The sequence below is a fragment of the Patescibacteria group bacterium genome, assembly GCA_041664365.1.
Classification (GTDB): domain Bacteria; phylum Patescibacteriota; class Patescibacteriia; order UM-FILTER-42-10; family UM-FILTER-42-10; genus JAHJEX01.
In genome coordinates this window covers 1-2,680 of record JBAYKW010000029.1, presented here as the reverse complement: position 1 = coordinate 2,680, position 2,680 = coordinate 1, and the positions used below count along the sequence as shown (strand labels likewise).

The following is a 2,680-nucleotide window of genomic DNA, read 5'->3' as shown; positions in this document are numbered from 1 at the left end:
CTCTTAAAATGAATTTCGTCCAACCAAGCCGCATTTTTTGATCAAGAGGCATTTTAGCGGCCTGTTCTACCAATCTGTAATCTAAAAACGGCAATCTTGCCTCAAGGCCGAATGTTCCGCTATTTTTATCTTCATATCGGAGAAGAACCGGCAAGCTCCATTTGGTCAGATCTTCTTTAAGACGTTTGCCGAGATTATTTTGATAACCGAAACTTAATTTTCTATCAGCGAAATTTTTTAAAAAGACAGGATTTAAAAGATTATCAATGATATTATTTTTTGATGTTTTAAACAGATATTTTAATCCGTTTTTTACGTATAATGTTTTTAACACTTCAATGGACGCAAAGAAGGGCAGGGCTGTTTTAAAGCACTTAATAATTTTTTTATTTTTAAAAAGTTTTAATAAATAAAAGAAATAAAATTTTCTATAACCAGCCAATAATTCATCTCCTCCTTGACCGTCTAGTAGTATTTTTACTTTTTCTCTGGCTTTTTTAAACACCATTTGCTGGGCAAACATACTTGTTCCAGAAAAAGGTTCTTCTTGGTGCCAAATTAAATTATCTAATTCTTCAAGGAATTCTTCGGGCTTGGGGAAAATATAGTTTTTTTCAGCTCCGGTATGTTTAATAACTTCTTCAATATATTCTCTTTCATCAAATTTTTTATTAGCAAAACAAGAAGAAAAAGTTTTTTGTATCTCTCCTATGCTCGGAACATTCTTTTCTTTAAGGAGTTTATTAACCGTGCAAACTATTGATGAGGAATCTAATCCCCCGGAAAGACAGGAACCGATTGGAACGTCGCTTCTCAGGCGCAATTTTATGGCATCAATGAATAATTCACGAAATTGTTCGGTATATTTTTGGTCAGGAATTTTATCTTCTATTTTATCCGAAACTTCAAAGTCCCAATATTTTTCAATTATTATTTTACCATCTGATGCAAGTTTAAGCCAGGAGGCCGCCGGAAGTTTATAAATATCTTTAAAAAACGTTTCATTTGTATGGTCAAGCATTCCAAATTTTAAAAAATCATAAATTAAGGCGTCATTCGGTTTTTTGGGAATGCCTAATTCTAATAGGGCTTTTATTTCTGAGGCAAAAGTGAAAATTTTACCATCAAAAAAATAATAAAACGGTTTTATGCCAAATCTATCCCGGCTGCAAAATAATTCTTTTTTATTTTTATCCCAAATAGCGAAAGCCCACATTCCGTTGAATTTTTCAAGGCATTTTTCACCCCATTCTTTATAAGCGCAAATAATTACCTCAGTATCGGTATCAGATTGAAAAGAATGCCCCCTTTTTTCCAATTCTTTCCGCAGCTCAAGGTAATTGTAGATTTCTCCATTGAAGATTATCCAAATAGAACCATCTTTATTACTCATTGGTTGATGCCCTGCCGATGATAAATCAATTATAGACAAACGACAATGCCCTAAGCCGATATTTTTATCAATAAAACAACCCTCATCATCCGGGCCGCGATGTTTTATGATTCGCGTCATTCTCTCTATATCTTTTTTATCAACTGATTTTTGGTCTAAATTAATAACTCCGACTATCCCGCACATAAATTTATAATTTTTTTTAATGATTTTTAAGTAATATTTTTGTAAGCGCTATTATATTTCTTTGGTCCATTTCATATTTATCTACAAGGCACTTATTTCTCTCCCACTGACTAAAATAATAATTTTTGGCGATATCATTAATTTTAGGATTAAAACGAGACAGTTCCGTTAAGTGCCATATTGTTAGAATACGATTATAAATTTCTTCTCCTCCATTTATGAATTTATGAAATAATGGATTTTTCATATCTCCATTCCATAAATTCTTAATAAAAATATTTGCTAAATTCGTTACATCATCTTTTGTAAATACAATATTATTTTCATAAGCCCTTATTATAAAATCTATATCTAAATTGCTATGAGAGATATCTTCAATGTTGTCTTTTTCAATTATTATCGTAGGGCTATTTTCAAAATAACCAGAGTATGGCCAGGTTATATTATTATCTTTAATTGTTATTGTATTTTTAAGTCCAGTAGCTACGTCAACGGCGATTTGTTTATAATTTGGATTATTGAAAATTTGTGAAGCATAGATATTGGCTGTTCCCAATGTTGCGGCAACATTCAATATGGTTCGTTTTTTTTCTTCATTAGGCCCTTCTTTACTAAATATATAAAATTTAAAATCTGGATCGTAGAATTTATTCATTTCGTCCAACCAATTCTGACTTATATTTTTATCTATTTTTGCCTCGAGGACAGCACCTCTTAATAAAGTTTTTAATATCATCCCATAATGAGCCGAGTGTTCTGAATAACCTTGTACGCTGACCAAATCAACTAACGTACCTTTCGGCCCCTCAATTATAATTGTATGCTGGTCTTGAGAGGATTGATTTGTTTCGAAATCAGACGCAAAAACAGTCCATTCATTATTGATAGTTTGGAACTCAGATAGAGGAGTATTATCTAATGACACTTTAATTTTGGAATCCGACGGTGCTTTAAACCAAAATTTCAGGAGATATAAAGAATGACTTTCTGAGTCAGTAAATGAAATTGATAACCCTTTTTTGTTTAAAAATTCTAGAGCCTTTGGCCCGAAATCGACGAGGGTATTGTCATTGCAGTCGGTAAAAATTGGGGGAGTGGACT

General features: G+C 32.2%; 2 protein-coding genes. Both read right to left on the bottom strand.

What is annotated here, in order from left to right; all coding sequences use genetic code 11:
* Positions 1-1,579: asparagine synthase (glutamine-hydrolyzing) (gene asnB, locus WCW66_07035; GenBank protein MFA6392457.1), on the bottom strand; the 1,579-nt coding region annotated here is incomplete at its 3' end.
* Between the two features lie 16 nt (positions 1,580-1,595).
* Positions 1,596-2,680: hypothetical protein (locus WCW66_07030; protein MFA6392456.1), on the bottom strand; the 1,085-nt coding region annotated here is incomplete at its 5' end.